General features: G+C 69.7%; 17 protein-coding genes. 2 read left to right on the top strand and 15 right to left on the bottom strand.

Annotated features, from left to right (window positions below; genetic code table 11):
- Positions 1–60: 60 nt before the first annotated feature.
- From HNR09_RS08065 to ftsH, 11 genes are all read right to left on the bottom strand, one after another.
- A complete protein-coding gene (locus HNR09_RS08065; RefSeq protein WP_378938672.1) occupies positions 61–2,061 on the bottom strand; it encodes a M13 family metallopeptidase in 2,001 nt (666 codons plus the stop codon).
- 98 nt (positions 2,062–2,159) lie between these two features.
- Complete coding sequence (gene panC, locus HNR09_RS08060; RefSeq protein ID WP_179541566.1) at positions 2,160–3,092, bottom strand: pantoate--beta-alanine ligase; 933 nt, start codon at positions 3,090–3,092, stop codon at positions 2,160–2,162.
- Between the two features lie 66 nt (positions 3,093–3,158).
- A complete protein-coding gene (locus HNR09_RS08055; protein WP_179541565.1) occupies positions 3,159–4,079 on the bottom strand; it encodes a Rossmann-like and DUF2520 domain-containing protein in 921 nt (306 codons plus the stop codon).
- Positions 4,063–5,805: a PH domain-containing protein gene (locus tag HNR09_RS08050; RefSeq protein ID WP_179541564.1), complete on the bottom strand. Its 1,743-nt coding sequence runs from the start codon at positions 5,803–5,805 to the stop codon at positions 4,063–4,065. The genes HNR09_RS08055 and HNR09_RS08050 overlap by 17 nt, the downstream gene beginning before the upstream one ends.
- 10 nt (positions 5,806–5,815) lie before the next feature.
- The gene (locus HNR09_RS08045; RefSeq protein WP_179541563.1) at positions 5,816–6,325 is read right to left on the bottom strand and encodes a PH domain-containing protein; all 510 of its coding nucleotides are present in this window, start codon (positions 6,323–6,325) and stop codon (positions 5,816–5,818) included.
- Positions 6,315–7,019 (bottom strand): DUF3180 family protein, encoded by a 705-nt coding sequence (locus HNR09_RS08040; RefSeq protein ID WP_179541562.1) that lies wholly within the window; start codon positions 7,017–7,019, stop codon positions 6,315–6,317. Before HNR09_RS08040 ends, HNR09_RS08045 begins: the two co-directional genes overlap by 11 nt.
- Positions 7,016–8,083, bottom strand: coding sequence for a 2-amino-4-hydroxy-6-hydroxymethyldihydropteridine diphosphokinase (folK, locus tag HNR09_RS08035; protein ID WP_179541561.1), 1,068 nt, complete (start codon positions 8,081–8,083; stop codon positions 7,016–7,018). Before folK ends, HNR09_RS08040 begins: the two co-directional genes overlap by 4 nt.
- 158 nt (positions 8,084–8,241) lie before the next feature.
- Positions 8,242–9,828: a hypothetical protein gene (locus tag HNR09_RS08030; RefSeq protein ID WP_179541560.1), complete on the bottom strand. Its 1,587-nt coding sequence runs from the start codon at positions 9,826–9,828 to the stop codon at positions 8,242–8,244.
- A 443-nt stretch (positions 9,829–10,271) separates the two neighbouring features.
- A complete protein-coding gene (gene folP / locus HNR09_RS08025; RefSeq protein WP_179541559.1) occupies positions 10,272–11,213 on the bottom strand; it encodes a dihydropteroate synthase in 942 nt (313 codons plus the stop codon).
- A 96-nt stretch (positions 11,214–11,309) separates the two neighbouring features.
- A complete protein-coding gene (gene folE / locus HNR09_RS08020) occupies positions 11,310–11,912 on the bottom strand; it encodes a GTP cyclohydrolase I FolE (RefSeq protein WP_179541558.1) in 603 nt (200 codons plus the stop codon).
- On the bottom strand, positions 11,909–13,900 hold the full coding sequence (ftsH, locus tag HNR09_RS08015) for an ATP-dependent zinc metalloprotease FtsH (protein WP_179541557.1): 1,992 nt from the start codon (positions 13,898–13,900) through the stop codon (positions 11,909–11,911). Before ftsH ends, folE begins: the two co-directional genes overlap by 4 nt.
- A gap of 296 nt (positions 13,901–14,196) precedes the next feature.
- Here ftsH and HNR09_RS08010 point away from each other — a divergent pair, with 296 nt between their 5' ends.
- Both HNR09_RS08010 and HNR09_RS08005 read left to right on the top strand, forming a co-directional pair.
- Positions 14,197–15,948 (top strand): ATP-binding cassette domain-containing protein, encoded by a 1,752-nt coding sequence (locus HNR09_RS08010; RefSeq protein WP_179541556.1) that lies wholly within the window; start codon positions 14,197–14,199, stop codon positions 15,946–15,948.
- Entirely contained in the window at positions 15,945–17,642 is a 1,698-nt protein-coding gene (locus tag HNR09_RS08005) for an ATP-binding cassette domain-containing protein (RefSeq protein ID WP_179541555.1), read from the top strand. Before HNR09_RS08010 ends, HNR09_RS08005 begins: the two co-directional genes overlap by 4 nt.
- A 42-nt stretch (positions 17,643–17,684) precedes the next feature.
- Here the strand turns inward: HNR09_RS08005 and HNR09_RS08000 are convergent, their stop codons facing one another.
- From HNR09_RS08000 to HNR09_RS07985, 4 genes are all read right to left on the bottom strand, one after another.
- Positions 17,685–18,701 carry an ABC transporter substrate-binding protein gene (locus HNR09_RS08000; protein WP_179541554.1) on the bottom strand — a complete coding sequence of 339 codons (1,017 nt, stop codon included), beginning with the start codon at positions 18,699–18,701 and terminating at the stop codon, positions 17,685–17,687.
- 62 nt (positions 18,702–18,763) lie between these two features.
- A complete protein-coding gene (locus HNR09_RS07995; RefSeq protein WP_179541553.1) occupies positions 18,764–19,573 on the bottom strand; it encodes an ABC transporter ATP-binding protein in 810 nt (269 codons plus the stop codon).
- Positions 19,570–20,829 carry a FecCD family ABC transporter permease gene (locus HNR09_RS07990; protein WP_343047487.1) on the bottom strand — a complete coding sequence of 420 codons (1,260 nt, stop codon included), beginning with the start codon at positions 20,827–20,829 and terminating at the stop codon, positions 19,570–19,572. Before HNR09_RS07990 ends, HNR09_RS07995 begins: the two co-directional genes overlap by 4 nt.
- Before the next feature lie 55 nt (positions 20,830–20,884).
- Positions 20,885–22,162, bottom strand: a complete 1,278-nt coding sequence (locus tag HNR09_RS07985; RefSeq protein ID WP_179541552.1) for a 2-hydroxycarboxylate transporter family protein — start codon at positions 22,160–22,162, stop codon at positions 20,885–20,887.
- Between the last annotated feature and the right edge of the window lie 173 nt (positions 22,163–22,335).

Genomic DNA, 22,335 nt, shown 5'->3' with positions numbered 1-22,335 from the left:
ACGCCTGTCCGCAGCGGAGGAGGGCCTCCGGTGCGGACAGGCGTGCCGCCCGGGGCCCGCTCACCAGATGGTGACGCGCTGCTCCGCAGGCAGGTGCATCCCGTCACCCTCCGTGGTGCCGAACGCTGTGTGGAAGGCGTCCAGATTCTTCACCACCTGGTTGGCGCGGATCTCCGCCGGGGAGTGCGGGTCGATGCTGATCAGCGTGATCGCCCGCTCCGGGCGCACGATCTGCCGCCAGGCCTGAGCCCAGGAGTAGAAGTACCGCTGGTCACCGGTGAGGCCCTCGACGACGTCGTCGGACTCCGTGATGCCCTGCTGGTCCAGCCAGATCCGGTAGGCCTGGTGCGCGATGCCCAGCCCGCCGAGGTCGCCGATGTTCTCCCCCAGGGTCAGCTCACCGTTGACATGGTGCTCCGGTGCCACCGATGGTGCCAGCGCGGAGTACTGCTCCACCAGCGCGGCGGTGCGCTCCTCGAAGGCGGTCCGGTCCGCCTCGGTCCACCAGTCGGTCAGCGAGCCGTCGGCGCCGTAGCGGGAACCTTGGTCGTCGAAGCCGTGGCCGATCTCGTGGCCGATCACCGCACCGATCGCACCGAAGTTGGTGGCCATGTCCCGCTCGGCGGAGAAGAACGGGGGCTGCAGGATCGCGGCGGGGAAGCAGATCACGTTCTCCAGCGGGTGGTAGTAGGCGTTGACCGTCTGCGGAGTCATGTGCCACTTCTCAGGATCCGGCCCCTCGTCGATCTCCCTGAGATCCCGGTTCCATTCGGCGACGGCGGCGCTGATGACGTTGGCCACGACGTCGCCGCGATCGACCTCGACGTCGCTGTAGTCCAGCCAGCGCGCCGGGTATCCGACCATCGGACGGAAGGCCTCGAGCTTCTCCAGGGCTTTGGCGCGCGTCTCCTCACCCATCCACTCGAGCGTGGAGATGGAACGCCGATACGCCTCGATCAGCGCCTCGATGAGCTCGTCCATCGTCGCCTTGGCCTGCGGCGGATAGTGACGCTGCACGTAGATGCGGGCCACGTCCTCACCGAGGCAGGAGTTGGTCAGCGCGACGCCGCGCTTCCAGCGGTCCTTGATCTGCTGGGCGCCGGAGAGCACCTGGGAGTAGAAGGAGAAGTGCTCCTCGACCAGCGCCGAGTGCAGCAGCGGCGCGGCCCAGCGGAGCAGCTGGGCACGCAGCCAGTGCTTCCAATGCTGAAGCGGCTGCTCGGTGAGCGCCGCCTGCATGGCGGGCAGCACATCGGGCTGGGTGAGGACGATCTCTGCGGCCTGGTCATCGGTCAGCGCCCATCCGTCGATGGCTTCGGCGATCAGCGGCATCTCGGCGACCACCTGTTCCCGGGTGCGCAGGTTGTAGCGCCTCTGGGCGTCGCGGGTGGCGACGCGGTCCCAGTGGTGGGAAGCGATGACGGTCTCCAGGGCGACGACGTCGGCGGCCGCCTGCTCGGCGTCCTCGACTCCGCCCAGGGCCAGGAAGCGGCCGAGGTGCTCCTGGTACTGGCCGAGGGTCTCGGCCAGCTTCTCCTCGCGGTAGTAGGACTCATCCGGCAGCCCGAGTCCGTCCTGCACGATGTGCCACAGGACCCGCTCAGGGTTCCCCGCGTCGCGGCCGGCGCCGGCGGCGAGTATCCCGTCCACGCCGTAGCGCTGCCAGGAGGCGGAGAGCCGGACCAGCTCTGCGGGAGTGGAGACGGCGTCAAGCTCGGCGAGCATCGGCTCGATCGGGGCGAGCGTGAGCTCTTCGGCACGCTCGGCGTCCATGAAGGCCGCGTAGAAGCCGCCGATGCGCGCGGCCACGGTGGCGTCCCCCAGGTCCTGGGAACCGGCGGCGGCGTCCTCCAGGATCGCGCGGACGTCGGCCTCGGACTTGTCGCGCAGCTCGATGAAGGAGCCGTAGGCATCGAGATCCGCGGGGATCTCCGCGGTCTTGAGCCATTCGCCGTTGACATGCTTCTGGAGGTCGTCCTGGGGGCGCTCGGAGGCGTCCAGGTAGGGGAAGGTCGGGGTCGCCGTGGTGGCGGGGGCGGTCTCACGGGCAGTGTCGGTCACGTCAGCCGGCTCCTTCGTCTCGGGTGGGGATGAGATGGATGACACTCACCCCGATCTACATGCATGAAGCAACTGTTTCACATCTGCTGCGACTAGTGTCACATTGCGTCGCCATGAGGGCGCAGCGTCATGGTATCGATAAGCCGGACCGGGCCCACCCGCGCGGCGACCAGCGCCAGCGCCTCATCGACGAGCACGCCGTCGGCGGGCAGCTCGACCGGGCGCAGCGTGGCCGGCTCGACGACGACCAGATAGTCCAGACCCACCCCCTCGGCCGCCTGCAGTCCGGCGACGACGCCTTCGAGGTCCAGCCTCTCCCCCGCCTCGGCCCGGCGGGCCAGGGCGGTCAGCGCGACCGAGAGCTGCAGGGCGTGCTCGCGGTCCTGCGCGCTGAGCCGCCGGTTGCGGCTGGAGAGGGCGAGGCCGTCGTCGTCGCGGACGATCGGCACCGAGCGGATGGTGACCTCGTGGTCCAGATCCGTGACCATCCGGCGGATGATCGCCAGCTGTTCAGCGTCCTTCTCCCCGAACCAGGCCTCGAAGCTCGCGCTGACATCTGCACAGATCGGCGGGGCCATGATGTGGAAGAGCTTGGTGACCACCGTGACCACCCCGTCGAAGTGTCCCGGCCGGGAGGCTCCCTCCCAGCGGCGACCGAGCTCCCCGGCGCTGACCCGCACCAGAGGCCCGTCCGGATGGCCTGGGTACATCTCCTCCAGAGCGGGGGCGAAGATCAGGTCCACCCCATGGGAGGCGAGGATATCGATGTCGGCGTCGAGGTCCCGCGGATAGTGCCGGTAGTCCTCGGCGTCGTCGAACTGCAGAGGGTTCACGAAGACCGAGGCGACCACGATGTCCGAGTGCTCGCGGGCGGCGTCGGCCAGCGCCGCGTGACCCGGATGCAGAGCACCCATGGTGGGCACCAGGCCCACGGTGGCGGCGACGACCCCGGCATCCCGGCGCACGGCGAGCAGCTCGGCCAGGGCGGCGCGGAAGCCCGGGACGGTGGTGAGGACCTGCGGTTCTGTCACCGGTCCATCGTAGTCCGGGCCTCGATGCCCCGCCGGGGTGCGTGACGCCGAGCCGGTGGGGCCGACTCATTCGGCGAGCGCGTCCAGGATCTCCGCGGCCTGGGCCTCGGTGATGATCCCGCGGTCCAGGGCGCGCTGGGCGGTGGCCCGCGCCATGTGCACGTAGGCGGTGCGGACGTCGGCGGGCAGCTGCGACTCGCTGAGCAGCTGCACGTGGTGAGCCACGGTGCCGACGTCACCGCGGGCGATGGGCCCGGTGAGCGCCCCCTCCCCGGAGGAGAGCGCATTGTCCAGGGACGCCTGCATGAGCGGGCCCAGCACCCGATCCGGAGCCTCCACACCGATGCGGCGCAGCATCTCCGAGGACTGCCCGGTGATGGTGTTCAGATGGTTCGAGGCGTGGGCGAGAGCGGCGTGATAGATGCCCCGATCGCGCTCAGCGACGGTCACCGGCTCCCCACCCATCTCGACCACCAGCGCCTGGGCGATGGGCAGCACCGGGGCCGGCGCGGTGACCGCGAAGGCGCAGGTGCTGAGCCGCTGCAGGTCCATGCTCAGCCCGGTGAACGTCATGGCCGGATGGATCGCCAGAGTGATCGCACCGGCCCGCTGGGCAGCGGCGAGCACCTCGGTGCCGTACCGGCCCGAGGTGTGGATGACCAGCTGCCCGGGCTGGAAGTGCCCGGCCTCGGCGGCGCCGGCGACGACCTCGCCCAGCACGTCGTCCGGCACCGCCAGCAGCACCAGCTCCGAGCGGCGCAGGATCTCCGGGATCTGCAGCACCGGAACACCGTCGAGCAGCGACTCGGCCCGGCTGCGGGAGTCCTCCGACACCGCGTGGACACCCACGACCTGGTGCCCCGCTCCACGCAGGGCGGCGCCCAGCACAACTCCCACCTTGCCGGCGGAGATGATTCCGACGCCCAGCCTCCCGTCCCGCTGGGACGGGTCGCTCCCGCTCGGGTACGGATCAGCCACGACGTTCATCCGGCTCCCCTCCAGGGCCACTTCCCACCTGACTGACCATGCGTTCGAACTCATGGAGCTCCTCAGGCAGCATCCAGTGGTTGCGATCACTCATCCGGCGGGCGAAGGCCGCGTGCCGGGACTCATGCTCGAACAGCCACTGGGCGGCGTCCAGGTCCTGGTTGGACAGCTGCATCTGGAACGGGCCGGCCGGAGTGTGGAGTTGGATGTCGGCCAGCCGCTTGGCCCGCTGCCAGGGCCCCTGCTGCAGCGCCAGCGACTGGATACGCTCATGGGCCATCAGGGTCAGCCTCCGGGAGAGCCGCCCGTCACGGAACATCAGCGCGCTGGGCGTGATGAAGAATCCGCGCCGACGGCGCACGATCGGGTCGAAGATCCGCGCCCGGCGCGGCACCTCGGTGAAGCCGAACTCCGTCCCCGAACCGAGCAGGCCCTCGGTGACGACCTGCTCCGGATGGGGGACCTTCAGGTCGGGGAACATCTCCGCAGTCACCGCCATGACCTCCTGCATCCGACCCACCGGCAGCAGCACGGATCGCTTCTCCCCGACCCCGTAGCCGGCGACGACGACGAGCACGCGGAACCAGCCGAAGGGACGCCAGAGCAGCGGCTGGTGGATCTGCAGCGCCTGGACCCTGCCCGGCGGGACGGTCTGGGTGGTGGTCTCCAGCAGGCCGTAGCGCATCTTCAGCCCGGCGCCGGTCATGGTGGCGGTGAACCGGAAGCCCCCGCTGAACTGCTGGTAGTACATGGTGATGACCACCAGGCCCACCGGGATGAGGCTGGGCAGGATCCCCGCACCGATCAGGCTGACTGCCGAGCCGACCTGCCCGAGCGGATCCTCCACACCGATGACCAGCGAGACGATGCCGCCGACGACCGCCCCGATCAGGCCGAAGCCGGCGATGATCGCCAGCAGGATCGTGCCCCAACCCATCAGCACCGACCCGACCAGCCGACCGGTGGGGACGCGGGTGACCTCCCGGTCGGGGACCTCCTGGAACAGCGGGGCGTGAGGGCCCTGCTCGGGGGCGGCTCCTCCCGGATCGACGCTGTAGCCAGCGCCCGGGACGCGCCCGCCAGCGTCCTCGACGCCGGGCGGAGGCACGGGCCGCGGGTCGCCGTCGTGCGCCGACCCGGCGGCGTGCGTTCCTGCGGCCTCCGCCTGCTGCTGACGCCACTGCGCCTTGCCGGACGCGCGGTCCATGATGTCGGCGCGCAGCTGCTCGGCCTGGGGCTTCTTCAGGAACGCGAGGGTCGCCGCGGTGCCGTCGCCCTCGGCCACCTCGAACTTCAGCTCTGCCAGCCCGGTGAACCGGGCCAGCAGCGGCTGCCGCAGGTCCACCGCCTGGACCCGATCGATCCGGGCCTGCCGGTGCTGGCGCACGAAGATCCCGGACTTCACCATCACGTGCTCATCGGTGATCTTGTACCGGGTGAACCACCAGGAGAGCACGAATCCGCCGAAGACCACGATCAGCAGCAGCAACATCCCCCCGCCTCCGGCCAGGAAGATCAGCGGGTGGCGGTCCACCTGGTCCCACAGCTCCCCGGAGCGGTACATGTGCCACAGGTCCGCCCAGATCTCCCAGTTGTAGCCGAAGATGATGCCGGGCACAGCGATCACCGTGAGCCAGCCGCGCACGAACGGGCTCAGCGGGTGCACTTTGGTCCAGGTCTCGTCGAACCACTTCTGACCGGGCTCGTCCGTCTCGGCCTGCGTCATCGCCGCCCCCTCACAGTCCGGCCAGGCGGGCCTGGCCACGTGCAGAGAGCTCCTCACGCAGCCGCGCGCCCTCATCCCGATGAGCACCGGGGATGACGGCGTCGGTCGCCGCGGAGGCAGTCTTCAGCTGGACCGTGCACAGCTGGAAGCGGCGCATCAGCGGACCGGCCTCGATGTCCACGTACTGCAGGCGCCCGTAGGGCACGGCCACGACCTTCTGGAAGAGCAGGCCCCGACGGATCAGCAGGTCGTCCGGGCGCTCGTGGTAGCCGATGGCTCGAATCCGGCGGGGAATGAGGAAGATGTCGACGGCGGCCCAGAGGAGCGCACCGATGGCGACCACCAGCTCGAGCCAGAGCGGCAGGCTGATGATTCCGATGATGTCCAGCACGATCGGCACGGCGATGATCGTCAGCGTCACCACCCAGCCGATCACACCGGTGATCATCCTGACGGTGATGTAGCGCTCGTCGACCCGGGTCCAGGTGACTCCCGCCGGGTCAATGGGTTCAGCCGGCATGTCCCTCCTCTTCTCGTCTGTGAGCGCGGACCGTGCCGCGCAGTGGATGTGTGTGGATGCCGTCGCCCGGCGCCTGGACGACCTGACGCGCGGCAGTGCCGCTGGCGGCACCGGGCTCCGGACCGAAGTCCCGATAGGTTCCTCCCCGGGTCTCCCTGCCGCCGTCGCCGCCCCTGTTCGGGGGGAGGCGGCAGAGATGCTCCACCACGAAGCCGATGATCACCCACGCCAGGCCGCCGATGATCATCAGCAGCGCGGCGGACGCGTTCGGGGCCGCCAGCCCGGCCGCGGGGGCAAGATCGATCAGCGCTCCGCCGTGCCAGCCGGCGATCACCGCCCCGGCGTAGCCGCAGGCCTGAGCGGCGACCACCACCCGGGCCGCCTCCAGCGGATGCAGGCGTCGCCCTGGGCGCGGTCCGCGACGCCGGGGCTGCCTGTCCGCCGCGGGGCGCTCCGTGGTGTCGGCGTCGCGTCGGGCCTGGTCGGCGTCGCTCTCGAGGCGTCGCTGGTCCACCCACACCACGATGCCCAGGCCGAGGACCACCAGCCCCACACCTCCGAGAGTGATCAGCGAGACCGGGGTCAGCACCGGCGAGCCGTAGCCGTTCGAGACCATCAGCACCGTGGCCAGGAATCCGACGAGGGCAGAGCCGGCGGCGATGATCAGCAGCCACATGGGCTGCAGGCGCGTCATGGGGCCACCTCGGGGCGGACGCCGTCGACGTCGGCGGCACCGGCGGCGAGCTCGCGGACAGGGACGCCGTCGAGCAGCGCGATGGGGTCCATCCAGGACCAGGGCAGCAGCACGAAGGCGCGCTGCGCAGCACGTGGATGCGGAACGGTCAGCCGCGGGGAGTCGATGTGCGATCCGGCGTAGGTGATGACGTCCACGTCCAGGGTGCGCGGACCCCAGCGGATCTCGCGGGTGCGGTGGTGCTCGGCCTCGATGCGCTGGACCAGGTCCAACAGCCCATGCGGCGAGAGCGAGGTCTCGACCTCCACCACCTGGTTGAGGAAGTCCGGCTGGTCTGGCGGGCCGCCCACAGGAGCGGTGAGCGCTCGTGGGGAGGTCCGTACGACGGCCACCTGCTCGTCCTCCTCCAGAGCGACGACGGCGGCGTCGAGGATCTGCGCAGAGTCTCCCAGGTTGGAGCCCAGGGCGAGCACCGCACGGACCGGGAACGTTGCGGGGAGGTCCGGATCGCGCAGCTGATCGGCGCGGGGCCTGCCTGTGGACCCGTCGGTGGGCTCTGCGCCCAAGGGCACGGTGTCGTAGCCGCCGATCGCGGCCGTGGGAGTAAGGATGCGGCCGGAGTCGTGTTCGTGTGCGGGGCTCTCCTGCTCCCGGCCGCGGGGCTCCCTCGATTCCTGCTCCAGCTCCCCCACGGTCTCCGCGCGCGTGCGGTGCACCGTCACGGAGACGTCGGCGAAGCTCTGCTCGAGCGGCGCCTGGGGCTTGTGGACCGTGACGGCGGCAGCGGTGACGCGGACGTCGGCGGCGAGGATGTCGGCGGCGATCCGCTGGGCCAGCGCCTCGATGAGGTCATACGGCTCACCGGTGATCGCGGCCTCGATCCGCTCGGCGATCTCCACGTAGGAGACCGTGTCCTCCACAGCATCAGATCGGCCGGGGACGCGCAGGTCGACGTCGAGCTCGGCGTCCACCCGGAACGGCTGGCCCTGCCGCCTCTCGAACTCGAAGACCCCATGGTGGCCCACGGCGGAGATGCCTGTCAGGCGGATCGTGTCACTGCGCATGCCTCTACCTTCTCCCATTCCGCGCCGATCCTGAACCCACATCGCGTCTCCAGACTCTCCGCGCCCACAGAAGAAGGGGGTGGAATCCGGGATTCCCCCGGGTTCCACCCCCTTGCGACTGTCAGGTCAGCTCGACACTGACAGAGGTGCCGCTGCGGTCAGTCGCAGCACAGCTCGACGCTGCCGCTGATCTCACCCTCGGCGTAGCCGGTGGTGCTCACCGTCAGCGTGGACTCGCCGGCCTGCAGCGCGGCGACCTGCTCCGAGGTCAGCTCGAAGCTGCCTCCGGCCGCACCGCTGGTGCCTCCGGTGGCGGTCAGCTCAAGGTCGCTGCCCGCGGTCTGCAGAGTCACCGAGGTCACCTCGGAGGTGGTGTCGGCGTACAGGCAGTTGACCGTCAGCGTGTTGTCGGTCAGCGTGCCCTGGCACTGGCCCAGGCCCGAGGACTCGGTTCCGGAGAGCAGCACCGTGTACTTGGTCTCGGTGGACACATCGCCGCTGTCGCCGCCGCCGCCGAGGAGGCCGCCGAGGCCGCCTCCGCCGAGCAGGCCGCCAGAGTCGCCTCCGCCGAGGAGACCGTCGAGGATGCCGTCGAGGCCACCCTCGTCGAGGAGACCCTCGAGCTCGAGCAGGCCGTCCAGGCCGCCCTCGTCGAGGATGCCGTCCAGGCCACCCTCGTCCAGGACGCCGTCCAGGCCGCCGCCGTCGAGGATGCCGTCCAGGCCGCCCTCATCGAGGACGCCCTCCAGCTCCAGGAGACCGTCCAGGCCGCCCTGGTCGAGGACGCCGCCCAGGCCGCTCTCGTCCAGAAGGCCGTCCAGCTCCAAGACGCTCTCCAGGTCGCCCGCGTCGAGCAGGCCGCCCAGGTCGTCCTCACCCAGCAGGTCGCCCAGAGCATCCTCACCGACGACGTCGGCCAGCGACTCCAGGGTGTTGATGTTCTCGGTGATCTGCAGGAGCTCAAGAGTTCCGGTGGGGTTGCCGCTGGTCACGTCATCGAGCGCGGTCTCCCAGAGCAGGCGCCAGGTGTCGAAGTGGTCCCCGGCGAAGCCGACGTACTCCTCCAGGTTGAGCAGCGTCTCAGGCGTGACGCGGTCCAGGATGGCGGAGGCGTCAGTCGTCTCCCACAGGTAGTCAGGATCCGTGATCATCTCCGGCGACGGCAGACCCGGCACGATCAGGTCCGAGAGGTCCGCCAGCTCATCGGCCGAGGGGACGTCCAGGGTCGTCAGGTCGTTGCTGTCCAGCGGAATGCCGATGCCTCCGCAGGAGGTGAGCAGCGTGACGTAGTCCGTGTTGTGGCCCTTCACGTGTGAGGGGTTGAAGACCGGAATCCATCCCAGGGGGCCGCCGTAGATGTCGATGATCGGCATCTCGGAGTTTCCGATGGCGCCGCTGGCCAGCGAGAGGACGAGGTTCTCGTAGTCCGGATCCGTGTGGTACTCGTTCACGTGGGCGAAGCTTCCGAGCAGCGGGATGCCGTCCTCGTTGGCCCACATGTGCTCCAGGAAGAACTCGCAGGCGTCGCCACCCTCGTGCCCGTCGTGACCTCCCCCGTGGCCGCCATCGTGGCCGCCGTCGTGCTGGCCGGAGGCGTCACCGCCGCCGTGGCCGTCGTGCTCGCCGGAGGCGTGGCCGACGGTCGCCGTCGCGATCCCTCCCCCGAGGACTAGTGCTGAGGCGGCTGCTGTCGTCGTGACAGCCTTCAGCCACCTGCGGGATTCCCCCGCGAACCTGCTAGTCATGTCATGACCCTTTCTTCTGCTTTTCAATGAACGACAAGTCGTTCTCGGCATGTCACCCCTCATGCACACACCACTGGAGGCCTCTTCCTCGAAAGCACGTGATGCATGAGCCGCAGAGAACCCCTGCGAGCAGGGACCTCCAAATAGTGACAGTATGCAACCATCGACAGATCAGTCAAGGGGTTTGAAGATGACCTACCAGTAAGGTCACGGGCTGACGACGAAGCTCAGCAGGCGGCGGGCCTCCGACGATGGAAGCGCCTGCACAGCCCACACGTGGGCGGGGTTCACTCCTGACAGGCAGATGCTCGGAGGATCGACGGAGCACTCCATGGCAGCGATCGACAACGTCAGGTGATCCCAGCGCTCACAGCGTCAATCACATGGGACGGCCTGCCCTCGACAGGCCCGCGGCGCGTCGTCGCGTGATGCCGGACGCCGCCTCAGCGGGACTGAATCTCTGCAACCGCTTTCATGGCGTCCAGGGTCGGACCGACGTCGTGCACCCGCACGGCCCACGCTCCGGCCTGTGCCGCCAGGGTGCTGAGCGCCAGCGTGGCGGCGTCGCGGCCCTCCGGCTCACGTGGCCCCTCAGAGGCGGCGAGCAGCTCCCCGAGGAATCCCTTGCGGGAGACCCCCAGCAGCACCGGATGCCCCAGGGAGACGACCCGGTCCAGGTGACGCAGCAGCTCCCAGTTCTGCTCGGCGGTCTTGGCGAAGCCGATGCCGGGATCGAGGATGATCCGCTCCGCCGGCACCCCGGCCTGCCGGTAGCGGTCGCGGATCTGCTCCAGCTCACCGATGACCTCGGCGACGACGTCGACGTAGTCGGTGCGGGACTGCATGGTCTGCGCGTCCCCGCGGTTGTGGGTGACGATCACCCTGACACCGCCTTCGGCCACGACCTGCGGCATGTGTTCGGCAGTCATCAGCCCGGAGACGTCGTTGATGAGCAGGTGCTCCGGCCCCGGGGCCCGTTCGATCGCGGCCGCCGCGGTGCCCGGGTGACGGGTGTCCACGGAGACCACTGCCCCGCCGGTGAACAGCGCCTCCAGCACCGGCAGGATGCGGCGCTGCTCCTCCTGCTCATCCACCGGCTGAGCTCCGGGTCGGGTGGACTCCCCACCGACGTCGATGATGTCAGCTCCCGCATAGTGCAGGGACAGCCCGGCATGGACCGCCGACTCGTGGTCCACTGCGGTGCCCGCACGCGCCAGGAATCGACCTCCGTCGGAGAAGGAGTCCGGGGTGACGTTGAGGACGCCCATGACCAGGGTGCGGTCGGTGGGCAGATCGCCCACCGTCTTCTTGCGAGGGATGCGTCGGACCACGCTCATCGGTCCGGTGTTGGGGCCTGTGCCCGGCGCTGCGCCCATGGTGTCCATCAGGGTCCTCCTTCAGGGTCGTACCGCCGGGCGGCCCGGGCGAGGGCCCTCCGCACCGCCGTCAGGCCGGCTCTGGCCGACGGCGTCAGGCGCGGCTCAGCGATGCAGGATGAGACTCATGGCCTCCGAACGGGTTGCGGCGTCACGGAGCTGTCCGCGCACTGCCGAGGTGATGGTTCTTGCACCGGGCTTGGAGACGCCCCGCATGGACATGCAGAGATGTTCGCATTCGATGACGACGATTGCGCCCTGCGGCTCCAGATTCGCCATGAGCGCCTCCACCACCTCCGTGGTGAGGTTCTCCTGGACCTGAGGGCGCTTGGCGAAGATGTCCACCAGGCGGGCCAGCTTGCTGAGCCCGGTGACCTTCCCATCCGCCGACGGGATATAGCCGATGTGCGCGTGCCCGAAGAACGGCACCAGGTGGTGCTCGCACATCGAGTAGAAAGGGATGTCACGCACCAGCACGAGCTCCTCGTGCCCGATGTCGAAGGTGGTCTCCAGCAGCTCGGAGGGGTCCTCATGGAGCCCTCGGAACGCCTCCTGGTAGGCACGCGCCACGCGGGCAGGGGTGTCCTTGAGCCCGTCGCGCTCGGGGTCCTCCCCCACGGCCACCAGGATCTCCCGGACTGCGGCTTCGATGCGCGGCAGGTCCACCGGGCCGTCCTGCGGGTGCTCAGGGCTCGTAGGGCTGCTCATCGACTCTCCCCCCGGGAGTCTCCGGCGGCTTCACCGGGCTCGGTGCCGATGAACTCGCCCTCAGCCGAGTCCGGGGAGTCCGGGGCGGTGCGGGTGGTGACGATGATCGGACGCTCCGGGGAGGACTCCCAGACCTCGCGGCGCGGCCGCTTGGTGACGTCGTGGAAGATGTCTGCGACCTCCTTGGCGTTCAGCGTCTCCACGCGCAGCAGCTCCTCGGCCAGACGGTCCAGCACATGGCGGTTCTCATGGAGGGCCCAGTAGGCCTCGTCATGGGCCTCATCGATGATGACGCGCACCTCGGCGTCGACGACCGCGGCGAGCTCCTCCGAATACTCCTTGCCGGTGGTCATCTCCTTGCCCAGGAAGGGGCTGGTGTCCCCGGAGCCGAGCTTCACGGAGCCGACCTTGGCGCTCATGCCGTAGTCGGTGACCATCTTCCGGGCGATGTCGGTGGCCTTCTGGATGTCGTTGGCCGCGCCGGTGGAGGGATCGTGGAAGACGATCTCCTCGGCGACCCGGCCACCCATGGCGTAGGCGATCTGATCCAGCAGCTCGTTGCGTGTGGTCGAGTACTTGTCATCCTCCGGGACGACCATGGTGTACCCCAGGGCGCGGCCGCGCGGCAGGATGGTGATCTTGGTGACCGGGGCGGAGTAGTTCAGCGCCGCGGCGACCAGCGCGTGGCCGCCCTCGTGGTAGGCGGTGACCCGCCGCTCGTGGTCCTTCATCAGCCGGGTGCGCTTCTGTGGGCCGGCCATGACACGGTCGATCGCCTCGTCCACGGCACGATCATCGATGAGATCGGCGTTGGAGCGGGCGGTCAGCAGCGCAGCCTCGTTGAGCACGTTGGCCAGGTCAGCACCGGTGTAGCCGGGGGTCTTGCGCGCGATGGAGCCCAGGTCCAGGTCCTCCACCAGGGGCTTGCCCTTCGAGTGGACCTCCAGGATGGCGCGGCGGCCGGCGAAGTCCGGGGCCTCCACCGGGATCTGCCGGTCGAAGCGGCCGGGACGCAGCAGGGCGGGGTCCAGCACGTCGGGGCGGTTGGTGGCGGCGATGACGATGATGTTCGCGTTGGCCTCGAAGCCGTCCATCTCCACCAGAAGCTGGTTCAGGGTCTGCTCGCGCTCGTCGTTGCCGCCGCCGACGCCGGCACCGCGCTGGCGGCCGACGGCGTCGATCTCGTCCACGAAGATGATGGCCGGGGAGTTCTCCTTGGCCTGCTTGAACAGGTCACGCACACGGGAGGCGCCGACGCCCACGAACATCTCCACGAAGTCGGAGCCTGAGATGGAGTAGAAGGCGCCGCCGGCCTCACCGGCGACCGCCTTGGCCAGCAGCGTCTTGCCTGTGCCCGGCGGTCCGTAGAGCAGCACACCCTTGGGGATCTTCGCACCCAGCCGCTGGAACTTCTCCGGCTCGGAGAGGAACTCCTTGATCTCGTGGAGCTCCTCCACAGCCTCCTCCGCGCCGGCGACGTCGTGGAACGTCACCTGCGGCATGTCCTTGTCGAACATCTTCGCCTTGGACTTGCCGAACTGCATGACTCGCGAGTTCCCGCCGGACATGCGGGTGATCAGCCAGATGAACAGCAGCGCGATCAGCAGGAAGGGGATCATGAAGCTGAGCAGCGAGAGCAGCCAGTTCGACTGCTCCGGCTCATCGGTGTACCCGTCCAGATCCGCGTCGGCGATCGCCTCGACCACCGTCTCCGCGCGAGCCTGCGAGTAATGGAAGTTCACGACGTCGCCGAGGTCCTCGCCGTCCTGCTCATAAGGCTCGGTGAGGTGCAGGTCCACCCGGTGGTCGCCGTCGTCGATCCGCGCCTCGGAGACCTGCCCGTCCTGGATCAGCTCCATGCCGATGTTGGTGTCCACCCGCGAGCCGGTCTGGCCCGAGGAGAACAGCATGGGCACCACGATGAGCAGCGCCGCCACCGCCAGCAGGATCCAGAACAGCGGACCGGTGAAGATCTTCTTCAAGTTCATGCAGCTCCGTCAGACACAGGGGACACACCTAGCGCACCAGAGTACTGGCAGTGCCTGACAACGGCACCTGCCACCGTGTCACGTTCGCGGCAGGTGGAATGAGGAACCGCCCCGGCCTTCTGCGGGAGGCGGCCGCGCAGCCCGGACGAACCACGGCGTCCTCATGAAAACGATTCCCATTTGATATACGGTGAGCACCGACCGCCCGGGTCGACGCGACCGGCGCCACATCGGACCGACTCTCCCCGTCCCGGCCCTTCCCACCTCAGTCCTCCCCGCCTCGGCAGGTGATCCTCATGATGATCGTCCCTGAGCTCGTCCACCTCTCCCGGGATCACCGCCACCGGTTCCGACGAGTGACGGGCGCGCTGGTCGGCGTCTCGCTCACCCATCTCGTCCAGGCGCTGGCCGTCGCCGGAGCCCTGACCGCAGTGGTGCAGGCGCGCCCGGGCCTCGGCGCCCTGTGGCTCGGCGTGCTGGCGATGGCCGCCGTCACGCGGCTGCTGCTGCGGCAGCATCAGCAGCGTCTCGCCTCGGACCTGGGCACGGCGATCCGCCGTCAGATGCGGGTACGGGTGCTGCGTCGCCTCCTGGTGCCAGAACGTCTGCATGATGTCGCCAGTCGCGCCGGGTCCGCCCGGCTGACCGCGGTGGACGCGGTCGACGGCGTCGACGCCTACCTCACCCGCTACCTGCCCCATGTGGCGCAGGTGGCCGCGCTCTGCCCTCTGCTGGTGCTGGCCATGGCGGCATTCTCCCCTGCGGCGGCCGGAGTCCTGGCGATCTTCGTGCTCCTCGCCGTGGTCGCACCGCGAGCCTTCAACCGGTGGATGACCACGCGCTCCCGAGAGCGCTGGGAGTCCTATGACGATCTCAGCGCCGACGTCCAGGAGAGCCTGCAGGGGATGCGGACTCTGCAGCTGCTCGGCGCGGTCCCGGCGCGGCGCCGGGCGCTGCGGCGGCGCTCGGCGCGGCTCCACCGAGAGACCGTGCGGACCATGCGGACGTCTCTGTGGGAGAGCGGGATCCTGGATCTGATGATCCAGGCCGGCACCGCGGTGGCGTCCGCACTGGCGATCCTCACCGCAGCCGGGGTCAGCGACGGCGGGCTGCTGGCCACCCCCTTCGCCGCCGTCGCAGAGGACCCCTTTCGGATCTTCGCGGTGCTTGTGCTGACCTCCGAGACGTTCCGCCCCATCCGGGACGTCTCGCAGCAGTGGCACGCCGGGTTCCTCGGCCTCTCCGCGGTGGGCACGCTGCGCGAGCATGGAGCCTTCGACGCCGACCCGCCCTCCCCGGCGCCACCGGAGAACCCCGGCCCTGACGACAGGCGCCGGCGGCGAGCATCCGGTTCGCTGCGTCTCGAGGGTGTGCACCATCAGTATCCGCGCACCGTCTCACCTGTTCTGCGCGGCGTCGAGGCCGAGTTCCTCCCTGACCGGATCTCGGTGATCTCCGGGCCCTCGGGAGCAGGGAAGTCCACCCTCTTCGACATCGTCCTGGGGCTGCTGGAGCCTGAGTCCGGGCAGGTCACCCTGGCCGACCGCCGCCCTCATCCCCAGGAGATCGCCGTGGCCTCTCAGACGCCGTCGCTGCTCTCCGGAACCCTGCGCGAGAACCTCTGCCTCGCGGCGCCCGACGACGTCGACACCCCCATGACCCTGGACGCCTGCGCCGATGCCGGCCTCGACGGGCTGCTGGCCGAGCTCCCCGAAGGCCTGGACACTCTGATCACCGAGGGCGGAGCCTCACTCTCCCGCGGGCAGGCCCAACGCGTGGCCATCGCGCGCGCCTATTTGGCCGACCGGCCGGTCCTACTGATGGACGAACCGACCAGCGCCCTGGACACGGACAGCGCCAGGCATGTGCTGTCGCGGCTCCGTGAGCGGGCCGAGGGCCGCATCGTGCTCGTCATCAGCCACCGCGACGACGTCACCGCCGTCGCCGACCAGCGATGGCATCTCGAGAGCGGCCTGCTCCGGCCGCTCGACGCCGCCTCGTCCGTCACAGCGGGCCCGCCGTCCACCCACCTGGAGGAGGACGCGTGACCGCCCTCGGAGGACACGTCCAGGCAGACAGTGCGGGCCCCCGCCCGATGCTCGTGCTGCTGCGGCTGCTGCGTCCCATGGCCGGCCCCATGCTCTGGACGGGGTTCGCCTCCTGGGCCGGCTGGTCCTCACTGATGGCGATCACGGTGATGGGAGCCTGGGGCGTGGGGCACGCCGTGGTGCTGAACACCCTGCCGCCAGCGGCATTCTGGTGGGCTCTGGGCCTCGCTGTGACTGGACGAGTGCTGCTGACCTGGCACGAGATGGATATCTCCCACGCCCTGGCGTACCGGGTCCTCGATCTGCTGCGGATGCGTCTGTTCGACTCCTACGCGGCCCAGGTAGTCGAGGGGCGGCAGGCCCATTCCGGGGAGGCCGCCGCCACCGCACTGACCGACCTGGAGAAGCTCGAGTTCTTCTATGCCCATACGATCGCGCAGATCGCCTCGGCGCTGCTGACGTTCGCGGTGGGCGCTGTCGCGCTGAGCCTGCTGGACCCGGCGATGGGGGCGGCCGTGGTGATGCTGGGGGCCCTGCTGATGGCCAGCGGCCTGTTCCTGCGAGGACGCCTGACCCAAGCCGGACAGGATCAGCAGGAGGAGACGAGCCGCCTCTCCACGTTCCTGACCGATGTCTTCGGCAACGCCCGCGACATCCTGAGCTTCTCGCTCACCGACCGGATCGTCGCCGAGGCGGAGCTGCGCACCGGGCGCATCAGCCGTCACGAGCGCCGGGCGGCTCTTCTCCAGAACCTCGCGGAGGGCGCCCGTGACCTTCTCACGGTGGGGGCGCTGCTCGCGGTCCTACTGCTGGGCCTCCGCGGTGCGGTGGCGCCGGAGCTGATGGCCGCGGCGGTGACCCTGGCGATGATGAGCCTGGCTCCGCTGATCGGGGCCGCCGACACCCTCGGGCGCCTGCACCCCCTGCAGGCCTCCGCCGCGCGGGTCGCCGCACAGCTCGAGGACGGCGCCCTCTCCCCGGCGTCACGAGAACGCACCGACGACGGTCCCGCGGATGCGCCCGGCCGAGCCGAGCCCAGTCGTCCCCCGGCGGCCGCCTGGGGCATACGGCTCCGGGGGCTGCGACACCGCCACCCGGGCCGGGGGGAGCTGCGCTACCCGGAGATCACCGTGCACCCCGGTGAGCATGTGGCCATCACCGGGCCCTCCGGCGTCGGAAAGACCACGCTGGTGAACCTGGTGTCGGGGCTGTGGCGGCCCAGCGCGGGCGAGGTGGAGCTGATCGTCCCTGACAGTGCTCTGCCGGGCCGGAGCCCGCAGGCGATACCGGAGGCGGAACTCCGCGCCCGGGTGGCGGTGGTGGACCAGGAGTCACGCCTGTTCCGCGGCACGGTGGCGCAGAATCTGCGGATGAGAGCACCGGACGGACTGCTTCCTGACGAGGAGCTCGAGATCGCTCTCCGCGCCGTGGGCGCCGATGGGTGGATCTCCTTGGAGGACGAGCTCGGCGAGACCGGGCTGCGGCTCTCCGGAGGTCAGCGCGCCCGACTCTGCCTGGCGCGGGCGCTGGTCCAGCGCCCTGCGCTGCTGATCCTCGACGAGGTCACCGCCAGTCTGGACGCGGAGACGGAGGCCGGCATCACCGGCCTGATCCGCTCCCTGGAATGCACCGTGCTGACGGTCTCGCACCGGGCCAGCACCGCCGCGACGGCGGACCGGGTCATCGCACTGTGAGAGCCCCATCCGCCGTCGCCGCTGCTGACGGGTCGGCGTGGCTCAGTCCCCGTACAGACCCTCGGCCACCAGCTCGACGGCATCCACGTTCTGCAGCGAGCCGGGGAACAGGTGATGGTTCGGCACCGGGATCAGCCGATCCTCCTGCACCGCCTGGATCTCCGCGTGGTTCTGCTCGAAGTACTCCCGAGTGGCCTCCTCGTGGGCGGCGTCCTCGACGCCGAAGGTGATCGCCTCGGGATCCCGGGCGGCCAGCTCCTCGGCACTGATCTGCGCGAACACGAAGGAGGAGAACTGCTCCTCATCCGGGGAGAAGACGTTGTCCCCACCGGCCTGGGCGATGATGTCGTACTCCACGCCACCTCCGACCACCGAGATCGAGTCGCCCTCCACGTACACCTGGGCGACCGTCAGCGGCTCGGCGTCCTCACTGAGCTGGGCTGCCTGGTCGAGACGCTCCCGGCCGTCGGCGATCAGCTCGGCGGCGGACTCCTCGGCGGCGAAGATCTCCCCCAGGTTCTCGATATCGACGAACAGGTCCTCGACGGTCCCCTCTGCGCGCCGCTCGAAGCAGCCGCCGGTGGCGATGTAGGGGGCCGCTCCCGCCTCGGCGAGCTGCTCGATGCTGGCGAAGCCCTGGTCGGCGCTGAACTCGTAACTGGTCGGCGCGTACACGAAGTCGGGCTCCACCTGCATCAGTATCTCCCGTGCGGGCGGCATGTCCTCACTGAGCTCCTCCACGCCGTCCAGCTGTGCGCCGACGTCCTCGGGAAGCTCTGACGAGGCGGTCTGGGCGAGGCCGACCATCCGGTCCGCCAGGCCGAGCCGCACCAGCAGCTCAGTCTGTGCCGGACTCATCCCCACGATGCGCTGGGGAGCGGCGTCGAACTGCAGCTCCTGGCCACAGTTCTCCAGGGAGACGTCGGCGCTCTCCGCGCCGTCCGTCCGGCCCTCCGCGGCGTCGGCATCGGCAGGGTCCTCGACCCCGGACCCGCAGGCGGTCAGCAGCAGGCCCGCGCCCGCAAGGGCCGCGATGGTCGGACGAGTGGTCTTCAGCATGGGTGGGTCCTCGTGGTGTCGGTGTACAGGTGGGTGGTGCCGGTCTGCCCGGCGGATGTGCCTCAGACCTCGAGGCGGTCGAAGGCCAGGCGGGTCTGCTGCCCTCCGGGGAGGGTCAGGGTGGTGGCGCGGACCCCGAAGGCCCCCCGCACCTGCGTCTCGGTGAGCACCCCTGCCACGGGCCCATGGTCCAGCAGTCGGCCCTCGGACAGGACCGCGGCGTGGTCGCAGTAGGTGAGCGCCAGGTTGAGGTCATGGACGGCGACCACTGCGGTGCGGCCGAGGTCCCGCACGATGTGCAGCAGCTCCATCTGGAAGGCGATGTCGAGGTGATTCGTGGGCTCGTCCAGCAGCAGCGTGCCGGTGCCCTGCGCGAGCGCCCGAGCCAGCAGCACCCGCTGCTTCTCCCCTCCGGAGAGTTCGGAGAAGGAGCGGGCCGCCAGGTGCCCGGCGCGTGCCGTCTCGAGGCTGCGGACCACCTCGGCGAGGTCGGCGTCGGTGTCGGGGCTGAAGCCGCGATGGTGGATGGAGCGGGCCATCAGCACGATGTCCAGCACTGACTGGCCCATACCGGCGCTGTCCACCACCGTCTGCGCCTCCTGGGCCATCACGGCGATCCGGCGGGCCACCTGACGGCGCGGCAGCTGCCACAGGTCCTCCCCGGCCAGACTCACCGTCCCGGCGTCGGGCCTCACGAGCCGATAGGCCGTCTTCAGCAGCGTGGACTTGCCGGATCCGTTGGGACCCACCAGTGCGGTGACCTGACCCGCCGGCGCGGTGAAGCTGACCTCCTCGACCAGCCGCCGGCCGGCGTGCTCCACGGTCACTCCGCAGAAGCGCAGCCCGGCCGAGGGCTCCTCCGCCTCGCTCATGCGCCCGCCTCCATCCGGCCGCGCAGGCTCCGGAGACGTCCGCCCCAGAAGCTCCGCGCACGCCGGGGGCGCAGCAGCCACAGGAAGAACGGCGCGCCGACGGCGGCGGTGAAGATCCCGATGGGCACTTCGGTCGGAGCGGCGGCGGTCCGTGCCGCGAGGTCCGCGGCGGCGAGGAACAGCGCGCCTCCCAGCACGGCGACCGGGAGCATCAGCCGGTGGTCCGACCCCACCAGCAGCCGTGCCGTGTGCGGGATGATCAGCCCCACGAAACCGATGCCGCCGCAGACCGCGACCACAGAGGCGGTCAGCAGAGCGGCCAGCACCAGGGAGCCGATGCGCAGGACGTTGACGTTCACGCCCAGTGCAGTGGCGGTCTCGTCCCCGGCCATCAGGGCATTGAGCCCACGGGCGTTGACTCCTGCGAAGACGAGCACCAGCCCCAGCACGACCGCAGGAAGCACCAGCTGGCCGAACGTGGCCGCCGAAAGGCTGCCGAGCAGGAAGAACATCACCGAGAACACCTGGTGGGCGTCCCCGGTGAGGGTGAGGAAGCTGGTGACCGCGCTCAGCAGCGAGCCCAGCGCGACACCTGCGAGGATCAGCCGGGTCGGGGCGACGACGCCGTCCTGCTGAGCACAGAGGAACACGGCCCCGGTGGCGGCCAGCGCGCCGACGAAGGCGGCCACGGAGATCGTGACCCCGCCCAGGGCCGCCGAGCCGAAGGAGATCACCGCGACGGCGCCGAGCCCGGCCCCGGAGGAGACCCCGAGCAGGTAGGGCTCGGCCAGCGGGTTCCGCACCACCGCCTGCATCAGTCCTCCGGCCAATGCCAGCCCGGCGCCCCCGATCAGGGCCAGGAGCACTCGTGGCAGACGGAACTGCCAGACCGCCTGGTCCTCCAGGCCGGTGTAGCTGCCGTCGGACATCCACGGCATCCCCGGGATCAGATGCCCGAGGATGAGCCGCCCCGCGTCGATCATGGTCAGACTGATCGGCCCGGTGGAGACCGAGAGGAGCACGATGCCGATGATCCCCAGCGCCAGGAGGAGCACGACGGCACGCTGGAAGCGCAGCACCCACCGTCGGGTCAGGGCTACCTGACGGGCGACGCCGGTGTCACCCAGGGCAGACGCAGGGCCTGACGGGGGGATCCCGTCTCCCACGGGCCCCGCGTCGTCGGCCGCCTGCTCCGCAGTCGGGCGAGACGACGGGGCCCGCGTGGTGGAGGACAGGGCGGGTGGAGACTGGGGCACCCTGTCATACTACGTTATTGCGAACATCTCGCAATAGATCGCTGGCGCGCCCTGCTCAGCCCAGGATCGGGATCAGCAGGGAGACGCTCAACAGCACCAACGCCCCACCGATGCGCGAGCTGACCTGGAGGAAGGGCATCAGCTCGAGCCGGTTCGCCGCGGAGACCACGGCGACGTCACCCGTGCCGCCCATGTCCGTCATGCCCATGCCGATGGCCACAGAGGTCTCGGCGAAGTACATCTTCACCAGCCAGCCCAGCGCACCGGACACCAGGATGGCGACGATGACGGCCAGCACCACCAGCACGGGGTAGCGCCAGTCGGAGAGCAGGGCACCGAGCTCGTCGAACTCGAAATAGGTGATGGAGATGCCGACCAGCAGGGCCGGCGTCAGCGTGCTCGAGACGAAGGCGAACCACGTCGAGACGGCGTCCTCGAACGCCTCCGGCACCAGACCGAAGATCTTGATCAGCGCCGCCAGCAGGATCGTCCAGGCGTAGGCGTGGATGCCCGGGACGAACTCGGCCACGAGGGTGCCCAGCAGGAACAGCGTGCAGGCCATGGTCAGACCGACCAGCAGCACGGAGAACGCTCCGGAGGTCGGCTTCGGCTTGGACTTGAACTGATCGGCGCCCCCCTCCACCCGGACGATCTGCCCGTTGCCGTTGAAGCCCAGGAAGAACTGCTGGCCCTTATAGGTGATGCCGTTGAAGATGCCGGCGCAGAAGATGGTCAGCACGTTGGCGATGATCACCGCGGGGATCAGCTGGGCCACGTAGGCGCCGGCGTCACCGCCCATCTGGTCCGCATAGATCCCGGACATCGGCACGATGCCTGCACCCACGCCACCACCGATGATCGGCGCCGCGATGAAGAGGACCGACTCGCGCAGCCCGAAGCCCAGGGCGGTGCCGATCAGGCCGATCACGAGGAAGACGGAGACGATGGTGCCCAGCAGCGGCACGGCGATGCGCGCGCCGGCCTTGAGCAGCAGGGCGCGCGGCATACCCAGGATGGAGCCGGCGATCAGGCTGGCGATGTAGAGGTCGATGAACCCGATCTGGCCGCCGTCGGTGAAGACGTCCATGGTCTCCGCCAGCGACGTCGGGAACAGGCCGAAGTGCAGCAGGACCGCTGGAGTGAGGATGCACAGCACCGTCGGGAGGCCGTAGTTGCGCAACCCCGGGACACGTCCGCCGATCCAGTTCAGCAGCCCGCCGATCAGGATCACCACGGCGAAGCCTGCCAACATCGATGTGGGCAGCACGCCGAGGGCGGCACAGACGGCCACGATGGCGAATAGCAGTGCGAACCAGCCGATGGGCAGCCCCATGATGCGAGTCCAGCTCTCCGGACGCGATATCTCCGCCGTGGCGTCGACGGCAGGCCGGTCCCCTCCCTGGTGTTCGGGCACATGCTGCCCTTCTGTTGTCGTACGCGATGTCCGTTCCATCAGTGTCTCCCCATCGTCTTCCGGTCCGTGCGGGCCGACCGGCCGAACTCCTC

The sequence above is a fragment of the Nesterenkonia xinjiangensis genome (genome assembly GCF_013410745.1).
GTDB lineage: Bacteria > Actinomycetota > Actinomycetes > Actinomycetales > Micrococcaceae > Nesterenkonia > Nesterenkonia xinjiangensis.
Note: the sequence above shows the minus strand (reverse complement) of the source record. Positions and strands in the feature narration are given on the sequence as shown.